This window comes from Salinibacillus aidingensis (genome assembly GCF_039522525.1).
Taxonomy (GTDB): Bacteria; Bacillota; Bacilli; order Bacillales; family Alkalibacillaceae; genus Salinibacillus; species Salinibacillus aidingensis.
Genome location: NZ_BAAADO010000003.1, coordinates 220503 through 238861, shown reverse-complemented (window position 1 = coordinate 238861; position 18359 = coordinate 220503). Strand labels below are relative to the sequence as shown.

The window sequence follows — 18359 nt, the reverse complement described above, 5'->3', positions numbered from 1 at the left end:
AACCGGTCGCCTCCGCTTTTCTATGCATTTGGTTTTGTCATTTGTTTGGGGTCTACGTATTCATCGAATTGTTCTTCGGTTAACAGTTCTAATTCCAGTGCTGATTCTTTAAGAGTCAGGTTTTTCTCAAATGCATTTTTGGCTATTTTAGCTGCATTTTCATAGCCGATATGAGGATTTAATGCAGTTACGAGCATGAGAGAATCCTTTAAATACTCATTAATTTTCTCTTCATTTGGCTCCAGGCCAGCTACACAACGGTCATTAAAGGATACCATGCTGTCTGCCAGTAATTGACTGGATTGCAGGAAGTTATGGGCAATAACCGGTTTGAATACGTTCAGTTCGAAATTCCCCTGACTGGCAGCAAATCCAATGGTTGCATCATTTCCCATCACTTGCGTGGCTACCATCGTTACAGCCTCACTCTGTGTTGGGTTAACCTTTCCTGGCATAATGGAGCTTCCTGGTTCATTGGCAGGAATCGTAATTTCACCAATTCCACAACGAGGACCGCTTGCCAGCCAGCGCACATCATTGGCAATTTTCATTAAATCAGCCGCTAATGCCTTTAATGCACCATGAGCATATACCAATTCATCATGACTCGTTAAAGCATGGAATTTATTAGGAGCAGAAATGAATGTCTTGTTGGTAAACTGATTGATATATCCACATACCTTTTCGGAAAAATCCGGATGAGCGTTTAAGCCGGTACCTACTGCTGTGCCACCAATTGCCAGCTCATAGATGGATGATAAACTGTTATGAATCATATCCTCGGTTTTTTCCAGCATTCGATGCCAGCCACTGATTTCCTGTCCTAAGGTCAATGGGGTAGCATCCTGTAAATGAGTACGACCAATTTTGACAAGGTCCTCATAAGCCTTTGATTTATCTGCAAGTGTGCGTTTTAATTTTTTCAGAGCTGGCAGTACCAGATCCTCTAATTTTAAAACGGCAGCAATATGCATGGCTGTTGGGAACGTATCATTTGAACTTTGGGATTTGTTCACATCATCATTCGGGTGAAGCCTCCATTCACTTCCCTGCTCTTCCAGCCACTGATTTCCTACATAGGCAATTACTTCATTGGTATTCATATTCGACTGTGTGCCACTTCCTGTTTGCCATACGACAAGTGGGAAATGTTCCTCCAGTTCTCCTTCAATCACTTTATCTGCAGCATATGTAATCGCGTCTGCTTTTTCCTTCTCTAAAAGGCCAAGCTCTTCGTTTGCCTTCGCTGCGCTTTTCTTCAAAATGGCGAAAGCACTTACAATTTCCTTTGGCATTTTTTCGCCGCCAATTGGAAAGTTCTGTTTACTTCGCTGTGTCTGGGCACCCCAATACTTGTCTGCTGGAACCTTCATTTCTCCTATGGTATCTTTTTCAATGCGATAGTCCATATAGTTCTCCTCCTTATACCCCTTTATTAACTCGTTTACTCTTTTACCATACCAAATGTTTTGAAAATTGCCTACTTGTAGACAAAAAAATGTCAGATAAACCTCTCTTTTTTTGCGATATGTCCTTTATAATATACATGTAAATACCAGCACTGTCAGATAGTAAGTTTTTATTCTTGGAACATTACATTTACTCGCTTCCAAATCAGAGGTAAAGGAAGCTGGGAAATACAGATAGAAAGGCGGGTCATCTTATGCCTAACATATGGACGCATATTATGTTTTGTGAGGATATTATGGTTTCCTTGAATGATCCAGTCCATCTTCAAGACGTACAGGGCTATATGAACTTAGGTGCCCAGGGGCCAGATCCATTTTTCTATCACAATTTTTGGCCATGGAAACATAATGGGGAAATAAATGATATGGGGAAGCTTTTGCATACTGAAAAATGCGGTCCATTTCTTATGGATATTCTTCAGTCAGGTATTTCTAAATCAAATTCAACCAAAGCCTACATTCTGGGATTTGTTTCACACCATATATTAGACCGGAATACACACCCTTATATACATTATCGTGCAGGCTATGAAAAGAATAAGCATCAGGAGCTTGAAGTGATTATTGATACATTGATGATGCGAAAATACCGAAATCTTGATACATGGAAGGTTCCCGTTTATAAAGAAATAGATGTAGGTCCAACCCTTGATAAGGAAGTAAGCAGACTTTTACAGAACACCATCATGCACCATTTTTCCGAGCACACAGATAAACTCCCGGATGATTTTATTCAGCTTGCCTACCGGGATATGAAACGCGCATTAAAAGTACTGTTTGATCCATACAGCTGGAAAAACAGGATTCTGGGTTCCATGATTTCTCCCTTTTCTCATCAGCCAATCAAGAAAGATAGGGATTACCTCAATGAGGACCATTCCACATGGTACCATCCGGCAACAAACGAACCTAGTACTGAAAGCTTTATCGACTTATATAATAAAGGGAAAAAGGAAGGACTGGAAACCTTGTTTGCCATTATTAAGTACTGGGAACACCCTACATCTCAAAATAAACAAACAGTAGCTGAACTTATTGATAATATATCCTACGATACAGGGAAGCCGGTAAATCAACAGTTGGAAAACCGCTATAGCCGTCCGATTTTATAAGAGCAAAAGCCGCGACCGATTAGTGTCGCGGCTTTCTTGTTATAAAGATGCTTCCTCAGCCTCCCGCTCTCCTTTTTCGATATTAACCATTTGCAGTAAAAGAATGCCGACAATAAAGAATACTAACAAAGCCAAAATACCGAGCCGACTGGATCCTGTCAGTTGTCCTACGAGCCCAAATACAAAGGGGCCTACAATGGCTGCAAATTTGGAGGAAATCCCATAAAACCCATAAAATTCGGCTTCCTTTTGCCGGGGGACCATTCTTCCAAATATGGAGCGGCTAAGAGCCTGCGCACCACCCTGAACGAACCCGACGCAAATGGCCAGCAGATAGAAATGCAGAGCAGAGGTCATAAAATAGCCCAGTATAACAATCGCTACATAAACCAGCAAGGCAAGGGTCAGTGCCTGTTTAGGATGAATTTTTTTCGAAAACCAGCCAAAAAGAAAGGTACAGGGAATGCCGACAAATTGAGTCATTAACAGAGCAATAATTAAATCACTTTGTCCAATTCCGATCTCTCTGCCATAAATGGTCGCCATTCGGATGATGGTCGATATCCCATCATTGAACAGCCAAAAAGCGATTAGAAATATAAATAATTGCTTAAAATGACGCAGAGAACGAAATGTATGCCCGACACGACGAAAGCCTATTACAATAAAAGACTCATCCCTTTTTCGTTTTTGTCTCTTCTCCTCCTTCAGGTTTTTAAACAGGGGGAGTGAAAAGACAAACCACCAGATTCCCACGGATATTAAGGCTGTTTTTGTTGCAGCAGCTATATCCGGAAACCCAAACCATTCATATTTTTGAATCATTAGGATATTGATCGCAAGTAAAACTCCCCCACCTATGTAACCAAAAGCAAACCCTGATGTGGAGACCTTATCAATCTGTTCTTTGTCAGCAATTTCCGGCAAAAATGCGTCATAAAACACATTTCCCCCTGAGAACCCTACAGAGGCAATAACCATTAATATGGAAGCAAATAAGTACTGTCCTTCACCTACAACTGCAAACAAGATACTTGCAAGGATTCCCATATAAGCAAAAAAGCGTAAAAACTTCTTCTTTGCCTGTGAGTAATCACTAATAGCTCCTAAAACAGGGGCCAGGATAGCAACAATCAGAACAGCAATAGACTGTGTATACGCCCAGTAGCTTGTAGCCGTCTGATCCGACAGGTTCGATGCATAGTAGTCAGAATAAAATACAGGCAAAACCGCAGCCATCATCGTTGTCGCAAAAGCTGAGTTTGCCCAATCATAGAGCATCCAGCTTCGAATGACCTTTTTCTTTTTCACGCTTTACACCCCCATTACTGTTTTCCTAAGCATAGCAGAAAGTTTTATATAAGTATCCTGAATTTTTAATTTTTACAGAAAATTAATAAAAAAATCCAAATCTGCAGCTTTAGATTTGGATTTATAATTGATATCTTTACTTTTCATCGGTCCCTGCTCCAGGCTGTAATCCAAAGAACTCCTCCAGCGTAACTTGCTGCTCGTAAATATCTTTAGCAAGTTCCTTTCCAACATAACGTATATGCCAAGGTTCGTAGCTGTAACCGGTAATGTCCGCTTTACCTTTTGGATATCGAATAATAAAGCCGTATTCGTGAGCATGTTTGGCAAGCCATTCTCCTGCAGCTGTATCTCTGAACCCTTCCACTAAATCATAAGACACTGCCGGAGAGGAAACATCCATCGTTAATCCCGTCTGGTGTTCACTATGGCCTGGCTTAGCAGAATATTTATTGGCATGCTCTAATCCCTTTGTTTCCACATTATAATTATAAATCGTTTCCTGCCGCTGATAGGAACGATAACCAGAAACGGCGAACAGGTTTATGCCTGCCTGCTTGGCACCTTTAAACAATTTTTCTAATGGCCCTGCTGCCACTTGCCGCATCTGTCTTTTCTCTCTCCATTCGTCAAATGAAAAACGAACATCCGGTTCAACCAGGTCTGGTGGCACGAAACCGTCCGGTAACTTCCTTTGTTTATTGACTACCAGGTCAATTGCCGTTGGATCCGAGAGGGTAACAATCCCATTTTCATCCGGCTTTTCATTTTTATCATTGGCGTTCTTTTTATCCTCTGTTTCCTGATCTGATCCTTTACTACCTTCATTCATCTCAGAGTCCTCTGAAGTTTGTTCACCGGACTCCCCTTTATTCGTTTCTGTATCTTGATCTTGTTCGTTCTCAGAACTCTTCTCTTCATTTTGATTCTCCTGCTGATTCTGTTCTGTATTTGCTGACTGTTTTTCCTGATCCTGACTCACTTCCTGGTTCTGGCAGGCAGTAAGAGTCATCACAACCAGCATAATAACGGCTGCTGAATACTTAATTTTCATCTTATTTCCCCTCTAACCAAAATGTTGTCGATTTATTTCAAATATAACATTTTGATATAGAGTCGTATAGCATGAATTTGATTGATGATTAGATTAACTCTGCTGGTGCTCCTCCAGCTTGGACATCGCACGGCTTGTCTGTTCCACAGCTTTCAATAGATGTTCCTGGCGTTCTAAATGCTCCTGGACGGTCGTCTGCATCTGTTCCATCGTCGCTGTTGATTCTTCTATTAACGAAGCTAATTCATTGACCGATTGATCGATCCCATCTGAGGAGTCCTGGATAATTTTTGCTTCCTGTCCAAACTCACGCAACTGATCAATAAATATATGAATATTTTTACCGATTTCAATTAATGAATCTGTCACATCCCTTGTTATGGAGAGACTTTCCATTAACTTGTCATCATTTAGTTTTACATGATGATGGGTCTGGCTGGCGTCTTCTTCCACAGCTTTTAATGTTTCGTCAATTTGCTTAGCTGTCGTATTGGACACTTCCGCAAGTTTACGGATTTCTTCTGCAACCACTGCAAAACCTTTGCCTGCATCTCCGGCCCTAGCCGCTTCAATGCTCGCATTAAGGGCTAACAGATTCGTCTGTTCTGCTATATCCTGTATCTGACCGGTAAATCCTGTCGCTTCCCTTATTTTTTCCGTCAGGACATTCATATTCTGCTGCATCGTCTGAAATGATTGCTGGAATCCTTCCATCGTTTCGCCCAGCTTTTTAAGAGATGCTTCACCAGTATTTGATGAGGACAAAACCTCTTCACCAGTCTGACCAAGATATTCAAAAGACTTCATCATTTGAGATACCTTATTATTTGATTCGCTTGTCAAAGCTGTAATATTGGACACAGACTCAACCTGTGATTCTGAGGCTCCTCCAACTTCCTTAAAGGACTGATTCATTTCACGCATGGCCTGCGACTGTTTTTGGCTGCTTTCATTAATATTCCGAATCGATTGGTGTACGGTTTTAGCTGTTTTTTTAATTTGGTTGTTTTGCTGTTCACGGTCGGCCAGCAACTTATTGGATTGATCCAGGGAATCCTGTACACCCTTCAATAGTTCTTTTGCAATAAGAACCTGAATATAGAGCAGTGTAAAGACTAAAGTATAGAACACTAATGTCATAACAATCGCCCGACCATCAAAGCCTACAACATCGCCCTTCAGGATAATAAAATAAACCATCACTCCAAGTCCCATGATGGCTCCTGTTGTTAAAACTCTTAGTGACAGGGCGATAGCAGCGACCGCAAGTAAGAAAAACACAAACAGCATATTGGTCACATAATCCGAACTATGTATAATGACCATTGAAACAATGGAAATCCCCGTAATGGATAAATAAGGAATAGCATGAGGGAGCCAATGCCTAATATGTAATATTAAAATGAGTGCAACAATAAGTCCCCCTATTCCTCCAAGTGCAATCATGTTCGGCAACGGAGCCCCAACGGCAATTTCAGCACCTAAGCCTAAAACAACTCCAAATGTGAGTATTTGCAGTAATATCCGGTTTTGCTTTCGCTGAAAATAGCTATGATTAAACGTTTTCCCTTCCATTTTCACCCTCCATCTCTTTCCTATTACTCTTTAGATTCGCCAATCTTTGACAAACTCCTTTAAAAAATCCTTTGTCATACAAAATGACAAAGGATTTAACAAAATACCCTGTTCTCTTATTCTTTTATAAACGGCTGGTACTTTTTGCTTAATTCATAAAATTCGCTGCGATTGTCTGAATCAATCGCCGAATTGATCTGCTTTTCAATAACGGCTTTATTATGACTAAACGTTAATTCATCCAGGATTAATCGTGATGCCAATTTAATTTCATAGGAGATTTCTTTTTTTGCCTTAAACGGCTGTGGTGAACAATTTTCATATTTCACTAAGATATAGGACTGCTTCTGCTTTTTCACGGAACATCCCCCCTTGTTCCCTTTTTACTATTATCTAAGAAATTCGGAAAATTTTCAATAATCTAAAATGAATTTTTATTCCATAAATCTTATTTTCATTAAGAAAGTTATAAAGGTAAATGCTTGCTTATTGTATAGAATATGTTTAAAAGTCTTTTCCCTTTTAAACGGATGTCATAAACTTCTGAAATTTAGTGAAAATCAATTTCTTCTCATACCTATCTGAATATACCGTTTAACTCAACGAATTTCGAACAAAATATAGGCGTACATACGGATGCAGGCAATTCATTCTAGACCTTTACTATTTGGTCTGTTACGCTATATATTACGAATGCACCCTAATCGGAGGAAAGAATCATGCAGGAATATTACGATTTAAAACGGGGAGAGAAAGGTGCCTGGCTCAGCATTTCATCTTATTTATTTTTATCCTCTCTTAAACTCATCATTGCTTATATTGCCGGATCCCAGGCTTTAAGGGCTGATGGACTGAATAATGCTACAGACGTGGTCGCCTCCATCGCTGTATTAATAGGTCTGAAAATATCCAGAAAGCCCCCGGACCAGGATCACCACTATGGACATTTCCGCGCTGAATCTATTGCGTCGTTAGTCGCTGCTTTTGTGATGATCACAGTCGGCATCGAAGTTGTTTTCAATTCATTTACAAAACTCTCAGAACATGAGCTGGAAACCCCCAATATGCTTGCTGGTTATACAGCGTTATTTAGTGCGACTATTATGTTTGGTGTCTATCGGTATAATTTATTTTTGGCTAAAAAGATTAAAAGCAGCTCCTTGTATGCACAGTCACAGGACAACCTATCAGACGCCCTGGTCAGTATTGGTGCCTTCGGAGGGATTATCGGAAGTCACTTCGGTTTATCCTGGATGGACCCTATAGCTGGTATTATTGTTGGTCTTATCATCTGTAAAACGGCCTTTGACATTTTTAAAGATGCATCCCTTACGCTTACAGATGGTTTTGACAGTAAGGAAATTAAACAAATTAAAAAAGGTATGGCTAAAGTTGAAGGAGTTCAGGAAGTGAAGGATATCAAAGCACGGTTACATGGAAACCAGATTCTGGTTGATGCGACGATTTTAGTTCACCCTGAATTAACAGTCGAAGAAAGTCACCAAATAACAGATCAGGTTGAAGAATATTTAGCCGAGGCCTTTCATATTCACCATACCCATATTCATATTGAACCTTATAAGTGAGGGAAATCTGATTAGGCGGCTGGGCGCTGGAGCCAAACGTCACCTCTCCTTATTCCACAAATTTTCCTATACCAACACAAAGTGAAACTCCATCAGTGGGGGTATTACGGCCAGTTAATACGTGATAAATAACCCATAGCATGAGATAGACCATGCTATGGGTTTCAACTTTTCAGACCCAGTCCCACTAGGCAGATGGATTTTTATTAATCTGCGGCCAGCCAAAAGCTGTTTCCTCATATGTACCTTCACCAATCGTTATTTCTTCAGCTTCAATAGGCTTAGCCCCAAAATATTCATAAAATTTACCGGATGGGTTAGCTGTTAATACCCATACTAATACTGATTGATAGCCAAGCTGCAGGGCTTCCTTCATAAAGGCATTCAACAATGCTTTCCCAAGTCCGAAGCCCTGATATTGCTCCAGAATATAGACGGCATAAATCTCCCCATCATAGTCAAACTTCTTTGATCGTTCAGCACCACCTGAAATAAAACCAATCACCTGATTCTGTTCATTAACCCCAACGTAAAGAATCTGATTTTTATAATGCTTTTTCAAAATCGTTTCCCAAAATGCTTTTCGATTTTCATAAGATGTTTCCTGATCCAAGTCCTGTTTGCGGACCAGATCTTTATATGTACTTCTCCAGCTATCTACATGAACATGAGCAATACCAGCTGCATCATGAAAGGAAGCCTTTCGCACAGTATACATTTCAATCCCCCATTTAAACGAATCCAGCTGTAGAACAAATCTACAGCTGGATTACTGTTAATAGCATTGAAAGGATTCAACACGATCTGTATCAAATCCTGTGTAAGCCCACTGATTTCGACGCGGGAACCACCTGTAACCAGCTACCGACGTTCTTCCGATATAGGTTGGATAAAACCAGAATCTTCGGCCATTTGTCATGCGCACCAATGTCAATCTTCTTAAACATCCCTGAAAAGAGCCAGGGTCAACGGCTTGAACTGAGGGGCCGTCTCCAAACTGTCCTTGATAACCTGAGCCAAACTGACCGGAAAATCCTTCCTGAGACAAATCTGGCAGAGAAGGAGGTACCTGAGGCAATTGGCCCTGGCCCTGACCAAACGGTGGTCCTGCTCCCTGGCCCGGCCCCTGTCCAAACGGTGGCCCTTGACCAGGTCCCTGAAAAGGGCCTTGACCAAATGGTGGTCCCTGACCCGGGGACTGCTGCTGAAACATATCAAAAAATCCATCAAATTGGCTAAATCCATTATCATTTTGTCTGTACATACAATCCATTCCCCTCTATAGTGAAGTGTCCCTATAAACTATGAAAGGAACAGAAAGAATGTGATTAAGAAAAGCGGAGGCGACTATAATCAGTTCTGGTGGTTTAAGCGAAGCCAAGGTGCAGGAACCACCGCTCCGGAAATATACTTCGCTTTCACCCAAGGGCACAAATGCGACATCTACTCAAACTCTCTAAAGGTCGTTATCGTAGTGTCTTCTTTGCCGCGGGCGGCTGGTGAGCCTCCTCGCGCTATCGCACTGCGGGGTCTCACCTAGGCCTTCCTCCCGCAGGAGTCTACGTATATTTCCTCCGCTAAGGTATCCTTTTATTCGTTTTATGACCATGCGAATTAGTTTTGTCTATCACAATTCGGATTTACCTTTAGATAAAAAATTTTGTCCTGGCCTCTCCAGAAAAAATGGGTTGAAATGGCCTTCATAATAGGAATGAAGACCAAACAGAAGAAATGCATTAACCAAAATGACTCTCATACCAAAAATGAATGTGCCAAACAAATAGATAAGCGGAGGGATCACATTGTTAGTAAGTACACTGTTACAATTGCGCCAATAACCGCAAAAATCACATTTACTTCAAAAAATGCAATAACAATGGCCATAACTCCACCGATAAGGCCGATAACAGGCTGGTCCGGAATTACAGTCATAATACCCGGGAAAATAAGTGCGCCTAAAGCGGCATACGGAATAGCATCAAGCCAGCGATTAATCCAACTCGGATAAGAGGCTTTATCCACTAAAAATACAGGTATTATTCTTGGTACAATAGTTACGATTGACATTCCGATAATAATGGCCCAGATCACTTATCGTCATCTCCTTTAAGCAGAAAAATCCCGAGTGAACCGCCAATAATCGTCGACAGTACAATCGCCCACCCTTCTGCCATATTCAAAGTAATGAGAGCATAATTGATAATCATGCTTATAATAGCAATCAGTCCTACTCTCCATTCCTTTTTCACAGAAGGGACCAGCAAGCCAATAAACATCGCATAAAGGGCGATATTCATGCTCTGACTTAATTGCTCAGGAATGAGTTCCCCTAACAAACCTCCTACGAATGAACCTCCAACCCATGCAGAATAAGCCAAAAGCATTAATGTGGCAAAGAACACCTTGCCATATGGCTTTTTGGCTTCCTCTCCGTGTAAAGAGGAAACCGCAAATGTTTCATCTGTTAACCCAAGTGACAATGGTACCTTCCAGCTAAAAGGGACAGGCCGGGCTTTATTCATAAAGGATAAACTCATGACAAAATGCCGGAAGTTCAAAACAAAAGTGGCCACAACGATTTCTACAAGACCATTTCCCGCCCCAATCATCTTGGCCCCCATAAACTGTGAAGCTCCTGCAAAGACAAGGACACTCATAGCTGTCAGTTGAAAAAGGGTCATCGATTGGGCAGCAAGCACACCATAGGCAATGGCAATTGGAATATACCCTAAGCAGATGGGAAATCCTTTTGCAAGACCTGATTTAATAGCAGCACTTAATTCGGAAGACAGTTTAGTCGTATTCTCAGCAGAGTTTGCCTGCATATGTAAAATTCCCCCAACCATAACGGTTATTTGAAAATTGTATCTATTATAAATGATTTATAAATATTTGAGAAGAGTATCCCTGGAATTATTCATGATTTTAGCAGAGGATCTTTCCCGGTATATGCCGGGAAAATTTCCGGATGTAACTGGGAAGCGAGCTTTTCCAGTCCTTCTATCAAACGCGGGGATGGCCTGCAAAATAGACTTTCATCTAACACTAGAATTTCGTTATGTTTTACAGCCTTCATTTGCTCCCATCCAGGCCGCCGGCGAACAAGTTCAGGGTTCATCTTCTCCGTTATGACACCTACCCAGACCATTATAATCGTATCAGGATTCTGTTGTCTGACCTTCTCCCAATCCGTTTGTACACTCGCCTGATCTTCCGAAGCAAAAACATTGCAGGCTCCTGCCAGTTGGCTGATTTCCGTGAGCCAGTTCATCCTTCCGGGGGTAAAAACAGGCTTTGGCCACCATTCCCAGTAAACTCTTTTTTTATTTGTGATTTGATTAGCTAAAGAACGATATTCCTCTATTCGGTTTTTGTAAAATTGATAGATTTCCTTCGCCTTAGATGAAACACCTAAGTAACGGCCGGCAAATAGTAAATTCTCTCCAATCTCTTCCAATGAGTCGGGATCTAAAACAATGTGTGGAAGATTTCTTCGCTTCAGCTCCTCCACATTTTTTTCCATACCCGGAACACTTAAGGATGCCAGTACTAAGTCAGGTTTTAATGCTTCAACCTTATCCATGTCAATGTCTAAATCAGGTCCGAGCTTCGGTAATCGCTGAACCACTTCCGGCCAGTCCGAGAAATCATCCACTCCTGCCAGATGGTCAGTAAGGCCTAAATACTCTACAATTTCTGTATTACTTGGACAAATGGAAACCAGTCGCATCTTTTTCCTCCTTACTCCCAAACCGTCATCCGTTCCTGTAAATCAGATGTATGCAGTTCCATTTCAATTCCATCCGGATCCAGAAAATTAATGGTCCACCCTTTTCCTCGCTTAACCGGACCTCTTACTATATTTACGTGATAATGTTCTAATTGATGAACCGCAGCAAAAAAATCCTCGTCATCAATGGAAAATGCAAAATGATCGACCCCGAGTTTCTTTTTTTCTGATCGATGTAATTTTTTATTCTCCAGAAGACATACCCACGCGTCTCCCCACTCTAAATAAGCATCTGTGCGGCCTCTATGAACCAAATCCATACCTAATACATTTTGATAAAACTGCAGTGAACGCTGCAGATCTGAAATGTTGATTGTAATATGATTAAACCCCTTTACTCTCATAACATCACCCCTATAGTAATCCAGATAACAAAACGTTAAAGAGAACTGTAAATATAACAATTAGCCACGCAGGTACCTTCCAAAAATAAAGGAAGGCAAAAGAAGCTAAAACCACGGCAAAGTCCTTCGTTTGATCAACAGCACTGGTCCAAATCGGATCATACAGCGCTGCAATTAATATTCCTACAACGGCAGCATTCACTCCCAGCAGGGCTGCACGAATAGATTTCTTTTTCCTGATGGTATTCCAAAATGGCAAAACACCAATGAGAAGCAAAAAGGAAGGAAAGAACATGGCAAGTACAGCCACAAGACCGCCTGATATGCCTTCAATACTGGTCCCTATAAAACTCGAAAAGGTAAATAAAGGTCCTGGAACAGCCTGCGCTGCACCGTAGCCCGCTAAAAATACTTCCTCTGAAATCAATCCCGGGGGTACAACCTCTCTTTCTAATAGAGGTAAAACAACATGCCCCCCTCCAAAGACAATCGAGCCTATGCGATAAAAGATATCAACGAGCTGAACATATATATTAGAAAAGAAACCTGACATGACAGGTAAAAAGATTAATAAGCCAAAGAAAAGAATCAGACTTATGATTCCAAAGCTTTTCCTTAAATTTAACTGAATATCAGCACCTTCAGGAAGGTCTGAATGCTTAAACGATAGATACCCCACAATTCCTGCTAACACAATAACAGCAATTTGTGCGAAAGCCGTTTGATAAAAGAGCACCGCAATCGCCGCTATAACCGCAATTGCAATTTTTGGCCGGTCAGGGGTAAGTTTTTTTCCCATATTTAAAATGGCATGAGCAACAACAGCAACCGCAACCAGCTTTAATCCTTCAATCCAAACGGAACCACCTGTATCTACCTGCTGAACATATAATGCAAATACTATAAGTGCGACTACAGAAGGAAGGGTAAATCCAATCCAGGCTAATAGGCCACCAAGCACCCCTCCCCGGACCATTCCAATTGAAATTCCCACCTGACTGCTGGCAGGGCCGGGAAGAAACTGACAAAGGGCAATTAAATCCGCATATGTACGGTCATCCAGCCATTTCCTGCGTTTCACATATTCATCCTGAAAATAACCAAGGTGAGCGACCGGTCCTCCAAAAGAGGTAAGCCCCAATCTAAACGAAACTGCGAGTATCTCCAGATATCTGCCTACATTCACTTATGCTCCTCCTTAATCTATTTCTGTATCTGTTTCTTTGAATTACTGCAGACACGAGCAATCAGCAGCCCTTGAAAAACAGTCTGCTTCGTATATTTTTACTGCCTTAATCTTACCGAATCGTCTATGAACCTTTCAATTTCGACTTAAAATCTTTACATAATCTTAATATTTCGGGAAACAAGTCCAGGGTATGAATCCATATCCACCTCTAATCGGAGGGATAAACAAAAAATTTCATCCTGGAGACCGTGTTCATTTTTATCGGTTTCGTATATGATTAGGAAAGCCTGACAGCTATATCACTATTATATAACAATCACCAGGAACGGAGGGAACCTATGACCAGATTCAGAGACTATCATTCTAATATAAAAGTTCGAATTATCCAGATATTTTTCACGGATATCGTGTCCGGCGCTATTTTTCCATTTATGGCTATCTATTTTGCCGAGCACTTTGGCGCAAAAATAACCGGTATCCTTCTATTACTTAATGTATTCATCGGACTCATAACAGGCTTATATGGCGGCTACTACTCAGATCGGATGGGCAGAAAAAAATTAATGGTTGTTGCAGGAATCATACGTATGTTTGCTTTTATTGTCATGGCCATAGCAAATTCTCCTGTACTTGTTTCGCCCGAGATAACATTTATAATGACTCTCTTGATTATGGCCTCCTTTGGGCTGGATGGTCCGGCAGCAGATGCGATGATTATTGATATTACCAAGCCTGATCAGCGTAAAGGGGTTTACGCATTATTATACTGGAGCTTTAACCTTGCATTTGCTATTGGTGGTATTATCGGAGCACTCATGTTTGATCATTATTTATATGAACTGTTGATTATTCTTTCGGTTACGGGAATTATATCCAATATCTTAGTCATCTTTTTCATTAAAGAGACCATGGAGGGACAGGAGCAAACGAGAGAAAAACGCGTTTTAAGAAATATTGCCAAAAGCTACAAAGAAGTGGCTTTTGATAAGGTGTTTCTTTATTTTGTCCTGGCGGGGCTTTTTATTCAGTCCATCGAAAATCAAATGGAAAACTACATTGGGGTTCGATTAAATGAGGATATGCCTGAGCAATCTTTGCTTTTTATGGATGTGACAGGTGTGGAAATGGTTGGATTTCTAAAGTCTGAAAATACTATTATTGTTGTGTTGCTTACAGTATTTATTACGAAATGGGTGACAACTCTAAAAGAAGACAGAGCTTTTCTTTCATCCATTCTTATCTTTACCGTTGGATATGTCGGGATCAGCTACGTCAACAATATATGGATGTTGTTTATATTTATGATTGTCGCTACAATTGGAGAATTAATGCGGGTCCCTATACAGTCGGATTACATGGCCAGCATTCCAAGTGATGAAAAACGAAGCTCCTATATGGCTGTTTACGGTATGGTCTTTAACGGATCCATGATGCTTAGTTCTGTATTTGTTTCGCTCGGTGCCATTTTTACTAAAGAAATAATGTCGTTTCTAATATTGGCCTGCGGATTACTGGGCATGATGATTATTTATAAGATTTTACCTGATCTGAAACAACGCAGAGAGCTTGCAAAACAAAATTAAACCGAAAAGACCAGGATGTTTGAAGGAGTTTTAGAGATTTATTCTCTTATGATTCTGCCTTCAACAATCCTGGTCTCTTGTTATTGTCGTTTTTTCCGACGTTTTTTTCTCCTCACATCGTAAGGGAACACTTCATCTGAGGTTTCGGTCTGCATTTGACGGGAATTTATTCGTCTTGTCGTTCGGCTGACATCCGTATACTCCGCTTCACCAAAAACATGGTTTTGCATATAAAAATGGAATAATCCTTCCGACATTGTAATAAAAAAAGCGCTGAATAAAGCCATATTACCTGATTCCCATGTCGGAATATCATTAATCATACCATAGAAAAATAAGACTAGAAAAGATAATGCAAAGTCAGATAAAGTTGCTGTCAGGTTTCCAAATCTTCTCAGGATTAATAAATCGCCCAGCAAATACCCCAGACCGACTAGTAACACACTGATTCCAAACAAACTAAGCAAGCCTGTATTCTGGAAAACAGTGTAAAGCGATAATATTACTGTACAAATAACGACAAACTTAATTCCAAGCGCCATTAAGTGTCTCACAATTTCACCTCCACTTTTACTATTTTCAAACATGGAGGAAATTATGCAGTTTATATGAAGGAAGTCATGTTAAACGGCTGAGCGCTGGAGCCGGATGTCGCCTCTCATGATTTCTTAGCCACAAAAAAGATGGATCAACAGTCCTACACAACTGCTGATTCATCTTCAGACGATTATAATACCAATATAATGTAATGGAATATTCGTTCATAGGCGTAGAGATCGTTTTTTCAGAAGCAGTGTGCGGGGATTTTAAGGGATCAATGGTTGCTTAAAATATGTCGTCTTACCTGAAGTTATTTCATAGGATAAACCGCGGTTTTTCATTTCTCTTTCAAGAATCGCTATGAAATCCTTATCCAGTTTCAACCCTACTGCATTTTTATGAGCCTCTTCAAGAGCCTGATCGGACAGATGTTTAAACATACGAACACCTCTTTTTTGAATAAATCACTTACATGATTCTTTATTCCTTCTATTTGTATTTTTTTTACATCAAAAGCCAAAAAATCACCTAATCTGATATTAATTTTATCTTACAATAACTTATATCTCCGTTTCAACATCATTTTTAGAAATTTTTTGACAAATTGTGATAAATGGAAAAAGGCACCTGTTTAATCAGATACCATTCTTGTTACTCTTCATTTTCTTGTTGTTGAAAGTAGGCATCTAATATCCTTTTTCCTATATTCCTGTTAATCCCTTCCCCGGCACTTCTGCCAACCTGAGGAACAACAATGGCAAAAGCAACTTCAGGATCATCATATGGTGCATATCCTACCAATGTTAAGTTTTCTGTATTAGCCACCCGATTCCCATCTTCATCAAAAAGGGGCTTCTCTGCTGTTCCTGTTTTTCCGGCGGCTACATAAGGAAGATTTCTGAAGGTGCCTGCAGCCGTACCATTACTACCATTGAATACCCGGTAAAAACCGTTTTGGACGGCCTGTATATACTCATCATCCATTTCAATTTTATTTATAATTTCAGGGCCTATGGTCTTATAAATCGGTCCTAACTGTTCCTCAGTACCTGGATAACGGATTTCATTGACTAAATGCGGCTTAACACGGTATCCATCGTTTGCAATCGTAGAAACATATTGCGCTAATTGCAATGTAGTAAAAGGCTCATATTGTCCAATCGCATAGTCCATGAGGAGACCACCAGTTTCTTTATCTCCTTCAAGACCTGTTGCTTCATATGGGAGGTCAATCCCGGTTTCAACCCCTAATCCAAATTGTTTAAAATAATTTCGCATTTCCGTAAATGCCTCGGTATTAAAGTTAAGATTATCGTTCGGTACGTAGGAATAATCTCCTCCCATGCGCATAGCAATAAAGAACATAAAAACGTTTGATGATCGCTCAAGTGCTGTTAAATAGTTAACCGGACCTAAATCCGTCCAGGAACGTTTCGTATCCGTACTGGCAATTTTAATAGGTCGGTCGACAAAAACCGTATTTTTCGTAATCACCCCTGATTGAAAGCCGGCTAACACTGAAGCTCCCTTCACTGCAGAACCTGGTAAATGTGCATCATATACCGTACGATAGGACTCATCCGCAAAAAAAGCAGGTTTATCTTCTGTAGCCCGATGATAACGAATGCCTGTCATCGTAAGAATTTCACCTGTTTTAGGTTTCATCATAACCACAAGACCTTTATTTAAGTGACGATTGGCTGGTTTATGAATAATCTTTTCAAGCTCTTCTTTAACAATTTGATCTACTTTTTTTTGCAGTTCCATATCCACAGATAAAACGAGGTCCTTCCCTTGTTTTCCTTTCTGGATTAATTCCGACCGAATCACATTATTATTTTGGTCTGTAACATGACGGTACTGCTCCTTCTGTCCAGCAAGGAACTCCTCATACTGCTGTTCCAGAAAGCTTTCGCCGACACGCTCATTACGGTTATAATTTCTGGTCAGATAATAATCTACATTATCTCTGGGAATCCCGTCTTCATGATCTGAAATTCCTCCGATAAAATTTACAAATGTTTCTCCTTGAGGAAATGTCCGAGCCCAGTCCGTAGAAACATTTATGCCAGGCATTTCATTGATGTGCTCAGCTACCGTAGCATATTCCTCTTTGGTAACACCCTTATTTTTAACAATATGAGGGGTCAGCTCGATGGCTTCATCAAGCTCACGTTTAATCGCAGCAACTTCTAATTCTTTTTCGGATAAGCTTTCCAAATTATATTTGGTAATTCGGTCTAAAACGGTCTGGTACTGCTCTTCATCATCCATACGCTGCTTTTCAGTTTTGGATAAACGGGCATAGGCCTCCTCACGATGGGTCAGAATCCAATAATCCTTCATATCTCTCTCCGTGATTTGACGCTCCTCCATCTCGATATAATTCGAGAGGGTTTGAGCAATCTCCAACTTCTTCTCCGGCTGAACATTTTTAGGTGGTGTGTACGTGATGGCATACCGGGATTTATTATCTACTAATATATTCCCATCCCGATCATACAATTTTCCTCTGGGAACAGGAATATTGGTGACCGTGTTCTCTGTTTCATCAAGAACCTCCTGCGCCTCTTCCCCCGTGAGAATCTGCACAATTCCCAATTGTACAATTAAAAAGGAAAACAGCAAAAATATCGCAAAAAATAAAATATTAAGCCGGAAAGGCAAATGTGACTTAGGTTTCACGGCTTCCTACTCCCCCAACTATTTGATGAATTTCTTTCTTTATTTTACCATTTCTATAAAGCCAAAACTAGAAAATTATGGTTTATCAAAAATAAAAAAGATCCATAAAATTGGACCCTTT

At 40.4% G+C, this 18359-nt stretch carries 18 protein-coding genes; 3 read left to right on the top strand and 15 right to left on the bottom strand.

Annotation, left to right across the window (positions count from 1 at the left end; translation table 11 throughout):
- Positions 1–20 precede the first annotated feature (20 nt).
- A complete protein-coding gene (gene fumC, locus ABD006_RS07925) occupies positions 21–1409 on the bottom strand; it encodes a class II fumarate hydratase (RefSeq protein ID WP_343839553.1) in 1389 nt (462 codons plus the stop codon).
- Between the two features lie 254 nt (positions 1410–1663).
- Here fumC and ABD006_RS07920 point away from each other — a divergent pair, with 254 nt between their 5' ends.
- On the top strand, positions 1664–2581 hold the full coding sequence (locus ABD006_RS07920; RefSeq protein WP_343839550.1) for a zinc dependent phospholipase C family protein: 918 nt from the start codon (positions 1664–1666) through the stop codon (positions 2579–2581).
- A gap of 39 nt (positions 2582–2620) precedes the next feature.
- Here ABD006_RS07920 and ABD006_RS07915 read toward each other — a convergent pair whose 3' ends face one another.
- The 4 genes from ABD006_RS07915 to ABD006_RS07900 form a co-directional block, all read right to left on the bottom strand.
- Entirely contained in the window at positions 2621–3862 is a 1242-nt protein-coding gene (locus tag ABD006_RS07915) for an MFS transporter (RefSeq protein WP_343840271.1), read from the bottom strand.
- A 166-nt stretch (positions 3863–4028) separates the two neighbouring features.
- Complete coding sequence (locus tag ABD006_RS07910) at positions 4029–4946, bottom strand: M15 family metallopeptidase (protein WP_343839549.1); 918 nt, start codon at positions 4944–4946, stop codon at positions 4029–4031.
- Between the two features lie 93 nt (positions 4947–5039).
- Positions 5040–6521 carry a methyl-accepting chemotaxis protein gene (locus ABD006_RS07905; RefSeq protein WP_343839547.1) on the bottom strand — a complete coding sequence of 494 codons (1482 nt, stop codon included), beginning with the start codon at positions 6519–6521 and terminating at the stop codon, positions 5040–5042.
- Between the two features lie 116 nt (positions 6522–6637).
- On the bottom strand, positions 6638–6880 hold the full coding sequence (locus tag ABD006_RS07900; protein ID WP_343839543.1) for an IDEAL domain-containing protein: 243 nt from the start codon (positions 6878–6880) through the stop codon (positions 6638–6640).
- 360 nt (positions 6881–7240) lie between these two features.
- Here ABD006_RS07900 and ABD006_RS07895 point away from each other — a divergent pair, with 360 nt between their 5' ends.
- A complete protein-coding gene (locus ABD006_RS07895; RefSeq protein ID WP_343839540.1) occupies positions 7241–8107 on the top strand; it encodes a cation diffusion facilitator family transporter in 867 nt (288 codons plus the stop codon).
- 187 nt (positions 8108–8294) lie between these two features.
- Here ABD006_RS07895 and ABD006_RS07890 read toward each other — a convergent pair whose 3' ends face one another.
- From ABD006_RS07890 to chrA, 7 genes are all read right to left on the bottom strand, one after another.
- Positions 8295–8825: a GNAT family N-acetyltransferase gene (locus ABD006_RS07890; RefSeq protein ID WP_343839537.1), complete on the bottom strand. Its 531-nt coding sequence runs from the start codon at positions 8823–8825 to the stop codon at positions 8295–8297.
- A 57-nt stretch (positions 8826–8882) separates the two neighbouring features.
- A complete protein-coding gene (locus ABD006_RS07885; RefSeq protein ID WP_343839536.1) occupies positions 8883–9371 on the bottom strand; it encodes a hypothetical protein in 489 nt (162 codons plus the stop codon).
- 533 nt (positions 9372–9904) lie between these two features.
- Positions 9905–10198: an AzlD domain-containing protein gene (locus ABD006_RS07880; protein ID WP_343839534.1), complete on the bottom strand. Its 294-nt coding sequence runs from the start codon at positions 10196–10198 to the stop codon at positions 9905–9907.
- Positions 10195–10932, bottom strand: a complete 738-nt coding sequence (locus ABD006_RS07875; RefSeq protein ID WP_343839531.1) for an AzlC family ABC transporter permease — start codon at positions 10930–10932, stop codon at positions 10195–10197. The genes ABD006_RS07880 and ABD006_RS07875 overlap by 4 nt, the downstream gene beginning before the upstream one ends.
- Before the next feature lie 92 nt (positions 10933–11024).
- On the bottom strand, positions 11025–11837 hold the full coding sequence (locus tag ABD006_RS07870) for a cobalamin-binding protein (RefSeq protein ID WP_343839529.1): 813 nt from the start codon (positions 11835–11837) through the stop codon (positions 11025–11027).
- Between the two features lie 11 nt (positions 11838–11848).
- Complete coding sequence (locus ABD006_RS07865) at positions 11849–12241, bottom strand: VOC family protein (RefSeq protein ID WP_343839527.1); 393 nt, start codon at positions 12239–12241, stop codon at positions 11849–11851.
- 10 nt (positions 12242–12251) lie between these two features.
- A complete protein-coding gene (chrA, locus tag ABD006_RS07860) occupies positions 12252–13427 on the bottom strand; it encodes a chromate efflux transporter (protein WP_343839525.1) in 1176 nt (391 codons plus the stop codon).
- A 341-nt stretch (positions 13428–13768) separates the two neighbouring features.
- Between chrA and ABD006_RS07855 the strand changes: the two genes are divergently transcribed.
- Entirely contained in the window at positions 13769–15013 is a 1245-nt protein-coding gene (locus tag ABD006_RS07855; RefSeq protein ID WP_343839523.1) for an MDR family MFS transporter, read from the top strand.
- Positions 15014–15093: 80 nt separating this feature from the next.
- On the opposite strand, the gene ABD006_RS07850 is transcribed toward ABD006_RS07855, so the two are convergent.
- The 3 genes from ABD006_RS07850 to ABD006_RS07840 all read right to left on the bottom strand — a co-directional run bounded on the left by ABD006_RS07850 (position 15094) and on the right by ABD006_RS07840 (position 18238).
- Positions 15094–15567, bottom strand: a complete 474-nt coding sequence (locus tag ABD006_RS07850) for a DUF2512 family protein (RefSeq protein ID WP_343839521.1) — start codon at positions 15565–15567, stop codon at positions 15094–15096.
- Between the two features lie 252 nt (positions 15568–15819).
- Entirely contained in the window at positions 15820–15993 is a 174-nt protein-coding gene (gene sda / locus ABD006_RS07845) for a sporulation histidine kinase inhibitor Sda (protein ID WP_343839518.1), read from the bottom strand.
- A gap of 211 nt (positions 15994–16204) precedes the next feature.
- The gene (locus ABD006_RS07840) at positions 16205–18238 is read right to left on the bottom strand and encodes a peptidoglycan D,D-transpeptidase FtsI family protein (protein ID WP_343839515.1); all 2034 of its coding nucleotides are present in this window, start codon (positions 18236–18238) and stop codon (positions 16205–16207) included.
- Positions 18239–18359: the final 121 nt, after the last annotated feature.